The organism is Pseudomonas sp. GW821-FHT09A09 (assembly GCF_059418405.1).
The window spans coordinates 1-4051 of sequence record NZ_JBWKPU010000079.1 but is presented as its reverse complement, the minus strand read 5'-3'; the positions used below and the strand labels follow the sequence as shown (position 1 = coordinate 4051).

4 protein-coding genes are annotated in these 4051 nt (G+C 64.1%); 1 reads left to right on the top strand and 3 read right to left on the bottom strand.

Annotated features, from left to right (window positions below):
* Positions 1–72: 72 nt before the first annotated feature.
* From AC07OV_RS30545 to AC07OV_RS30535, 3 genes are read right to left on the bottom strand one after another with little or no spacing between them, the layout of a single operon-like run.
* A complete protein-coding gene (locus tag AC07OV_RS30545; RefSeq protein WP_494997369.1) occupies positions 73–390 on the bottom strand; it encodes an AtuA-related protein in 318 nt (105 codons plus the stop codon).
* Entirely contained in the window at positions 387–1712 is a 1326-nt protein-coding gene (locus AC07OV_RS30540) for an acyclic terpene utilization AtuA family protein (RefSeq protein WP_495093613.1), read from the bottom strand. The genes AC07OV_RS30545 and AC07OV_RS30540 overlap by 4 nt, the downstream gene beginning before the upstream one ends.
* A gap of 1 nt (position 1713) precedes the next feature.
* Positions 1714–3006, bottom strand: a complete 1293-nt coding sequence (locus AC07OV_RS30535; RefSeq protein ID WP_495093612.1) for a CitMHS family transporter — start codon at positions 3004–3006, stop codon at positions 1714–1716.
* A 111-nt stretch (positions 3007–3117) separates the two neighbouring features.
* Between AC07OV_RS30535 and AC07OV_RS30530 the strand changes: the two genes are divergently transcribed.
* A complete protein-coding gene (locus AC07OV_RS30530) occupies positions 3118–4005 on the top strand; it encodes a LysR family transcriptional regulator (RefSeq protein WP_494997366.1) in 888 nt (295 codons plus the stop codon).
* Positions 4006–4051: the final 46 nt, after the last annotated feature.

Below are 4051 nucleotides of genomic sequence, written 5' to 3'. Positions count from 1 at the left end.
CCCCCCCCCCCCCCCCCCCCCCCCCCCCCCCCCCCCCCCCCCCCCCCCCCCCCCCCCCCCCCCCCCGGGCTCCTACAGGTCGTTGAGATCCAGGTCCAAGAGTGCCGAACCCAGGCACTTGCCATGGGCATCCAGCGCCAGCGAACGCGTCACCCCGCCACGCAAAATCCCCGGCAGCACGAAGTTCAACGCCTGCACATTCGGCAATTCATACCGTCGTACCGGCGCCGCCCCTGGCTCCCGCAAGCCCGCGAAGTACTCGGCCACGCGCTCGGCCGTCAGCTGCTCACACAGCAATGGATAATCTTCGGCCCGGTACGCAATGATCGAGATGTTCGACGTATCGCCCTTGTCCCCGGTGCGGGAATGGGCCAGCGTGTGCAGTTTCATGCTTGAATCCTCGGGTTGACCTTATCGCGCGGCAGCAGCAACGACGCCACCGCCACCACCTGCCGCACGCTTTTACTCGCCCCACCGCCACCCGACGGGCCGTTGGTGTAGAGGGTTTCCACCTCATTGCCGACCCGCACCGCCTCGCTGCGTTCTTCGCAACGGGCTGCCACGCGCAAGCGCACTTCCCAGGGCTCGACGCTGCTGCGCGGGCCGTGCAGCGAGTCCATGCCAATCAGTTCGGCGCGCACGTCCAGCATCTTCACACCCATCAATTCCAGGCGCTTGAGCACCACATCCCGCGCCAGTTGGGCCCGTGCCACAGCGCCAGGCCCGCCGTACGACATCTGCCCCTCGCCAATCCAACCGTCCAGATAACCGACACTGACCTTCAACTGCTCGGGCCGCGCACGTCCGCCCGCGCCCTGGGCACGCACCCGATCAACGCTTTCTTCAACAAAACCGACCTGGGAAAAATCCGCCGTCACATCCGGCGTCAGGTACGCCGCCGGGTCATGCACCTCGTAGATCAATTGCTCGGTACACGTAGCGCGGCTGACGCGACCACCTGAACCGCTGACCTTGGTGATCAAGGCTTCACCGCCTGCAGTGATCTCGGCCAACGGAAAACCCAGGCGCGCCAGGTCATCCACATCCTTCAAACCCGGGTCAGCAAAGTAGCCACCACTCACCTGCCCGGCACACTCAAGCAAATGCCCCACCAGCGTACCGCGCCCCAGGCGCTGCCAATCGTCCTGCGCCCAGCCGAATTCAAACATCTGCGGTGCCAGGAACAGCGAAGGGTCAGCCACGCGACCGGTGATCACCACGTCTGCGTCAGCGTGCAACGCCTGCAGAATGCCGTCGACGCCCAGGTAGGCGTTCGCCGAAAGTAGCCGCTCGCCCAAGGAGCCGACGGTCTGGCCGTTATCCAGCAAAAACTCGGGTTGCAAGACCTGCAATACGTCATCGCCGACCACGGCAACTACTTTGAGAACCAGGCCTAGCGCAGCCGCAATCCGCCGCACTTCATCGGCTGCCGCCACCGGGTTGGCCGCGCCCATATTGGTGATCACCCGCAAGCGTCGGCGCCCTGCCTTCATGCCGACAAAGGGCAGTACGCGGCGCATGCGTTCACTCAGCAGCGGGTCGTAACCGCCCGCTGGGTCGTTGATCCGCGCCTGTTGCGCCAACGCAATGGTGCGTTCGGCCAGGCATTCGAACACCAGGTAATCCAGGTCGCCCTGCTCGGCCAGTTCCACGGCGGGCTCGATACGGTCGCCGGAATAGCCGGCGCCGGAACCGATGCGCAAGGTTTTCATGTCAAATCACTCCCAGGAGCAACGCGGTCAGGGTCATCAACACCGACGCGGCAAACAGAAACGGAATGGTGAAGCGCTGGTGATCGGCCAATTCGATCTTGCACAGGCCCACCAACAGGAAGGTCGCGGGGGTCAGCGGGCTGACCGGGAAACCGGTGGTGTGCACGCCCAGCAACGAGGCCTGGGCCACTTGCAACGGGTCGACGCCAAGGGCCTTGCCCACTTCGGCAATCACCGGCATCACGCCGAAATAGTAGGAATCGGGATCGAACAGCATGCTCAGCGGCATGGAAATAAAACCCACCACCGCCGGGATCAACTGGCCATGGCCGGCCGGGATCTGCGCCACCGCCACTTCGGCAATCGCCTTGAGCATGCCGGTGCCCTGCATGATGCCGGTGAACACCCCAGCGGCGAGCAGGATGCTGGCCATGGTCAAGGCGGTTTTCGCATGGGCATCGATGCGCGCACGCTGGGCGTCCACATTTGGGTAGTTGATGCACAGCGCCACCACGGTGCCGAGCATGAACATCACCACCGGATCGACCCAGCCGGCGATCATCACCACCATCACCAGCACGGTCAGCACCAGGTTGACCCAGAACAGGTGCGGGCGGCGCAGCTTGATGTCATCGTCGCTGAGCACCCGTTGTGGCACCGCGTCCACCGAGGATCCGGCACCCAGACCCAGGCGTTTTTCCTCACGACGCCCCAGCCACCAGGCGCAGGCAAATACGAAGATCAAACCGACGATCTGCACCGGAATCAATGGCTGGAACAAGTCAGCCACCGGCACATGCAGGGCCGCCGAAGAGCGCAGCACCGGGCCGGTCCACGGCAGGAAGTTGACCCCGGCCGCCATCGCACACACACAGGCGAGGATACGTTTGTCGATGCCCAGCCGCGTATACAGCGGCAACATTGCCGGCACCGTGACCAGGAAGGTCACTGCGCCGGAACCGTCCAGGTGCACCAGCAACGCCAGGGTCGCGGTGCCTACGACAATTCGTGTAGGACGCGTCCCTACCGTGCGCAGGATGCGATCAATGATGGGGTCAAGCATGCCGGCATCGGTCATGATCCCGAAAAACAGGATGGCAAACACGAACATGCCCACCACGGGGGCGACGTTCTTGATACCGGTAATGATGAAGGCGCTGGTTTGCAGGCCAAAACCGCCGAGCAGCGCGGCAATGATCGGCAAGGCGATCAGGGCCACCAGGGGCGAGAGGCGTTTGCTCATGACGGCAGCGAGCAGGCACAGGATGGTGATGACACCCAGGGTTGCGAGCATGGGGGACTCCAGAGCGGCCTTGGTGGCCGGTTATTGTTTTCCCTGGAGTATTGGAAGCGGGTTAGTCTTTGTAAATTGGAATATTCACAGCCTAGTGTTCGGAAAAACAAAATGAAGAACAGCATCCAACACATTCAAGCGTTCCTAGCCGTAGCCCGTACGGGCAGTTTCACCAAGGCCGCCAACGAACTGCACCTGTCACCTTCGGCGCTGACCGTGCAGGTGCAACAGCTGGAAGACTGGCTCGGCGTTGCCCTGCTCGACCGCAGCCCGCGCCATGTCAGCATCACCGCCGCTGGCCTGGACGCCCGTGGGCCCATGGAAAAACTGCTGCTGGACCTGGACAACATCGTTACCGGCTCCCGCGACCTCGCCGCCTTGCGCCGAGGCGTGGTCACCATTGCCGCCCTGCCCTCGGTGTGCGCCGGCACCTTGCCACCCGCGCTGCGCCTGTTCCGCGAGCGTTTTGCCGGGATCGAAGTGCGCCTGCATGACCTGGTGGCCCACCGCATTCACGCCCAGGTGCGGTCCGGCGAAGTGGATTTCGGCATTGGCGTGCGCGCACGGCTCAGCCACGGCCTGGAGTTCGTGCCGGTGCTCAATGATCGCCTGTGTGCATTTGTGCCTGAGGACCACCCCCTCACCCGCCACCGCCAACTGACCCTTGAGCAACTGGCGGACCAGCCGATCATCCTGACCGGGCGCGACAGCAGCGTACGTGAGCAGGTGGACGGGTTGTTCGATGAGACGCGGTTGACGATGAATGCAGGCATGGAAGCCAACTACATGTCGACGGTGTTGGCCCTGGTGCGTCAGGGATTGGGGATCAGCGTACTGCCGGAGTCGGCGGCGGACAGCCTGGAAGGGTTGAAGCGCATCCCCATCGATCACCCCGGCGTCAACCGGGAGATTGGCTTGATCACTCGCAGCGGGATGGGCTTGAGCCCTGCCGCCCAGCGCTGCTTCGAACTGCTCAATACGCAGTTGCAATCCCTGTAGGAGCCCGGGGGGGGGGGGGGGGGGGGGGGGGGGGGGGGGGGGAGGG

Bases quoted from the DNA above. Each gene is read 5' to 3' on its own strand.
- AC07OV_RS30545 (WP_494997369.1), bottom strand. From the start codon at position 390: ATGAAACTGCACACGCTGGCCCATTCCCGCACCGGGGACAAGGGCGAT.
- AC07OV_RS30530 (WP_494997366.1), top strand. From the start codon at position 3,118: ATGAAGAACAGCATCCAACACATTCAAGCGTTCCTAGCCGTAGCCCGT.
- AC07OV_RS30540 (WP_495093613.1), bottom strand. From the start codon at position 1,712: ATGAAAACCTTGCGCATCGGTTCCGGCGCCGGCTATTCCGGCGACCGT.
- AC07OV_RS30535 (WP_495093612.1), bottom strand. From the start codon at position 3,006: ATGCTCGCAACCCTGGGTGTCATCACCATCCTGTGCCTGCTCGCTGCC.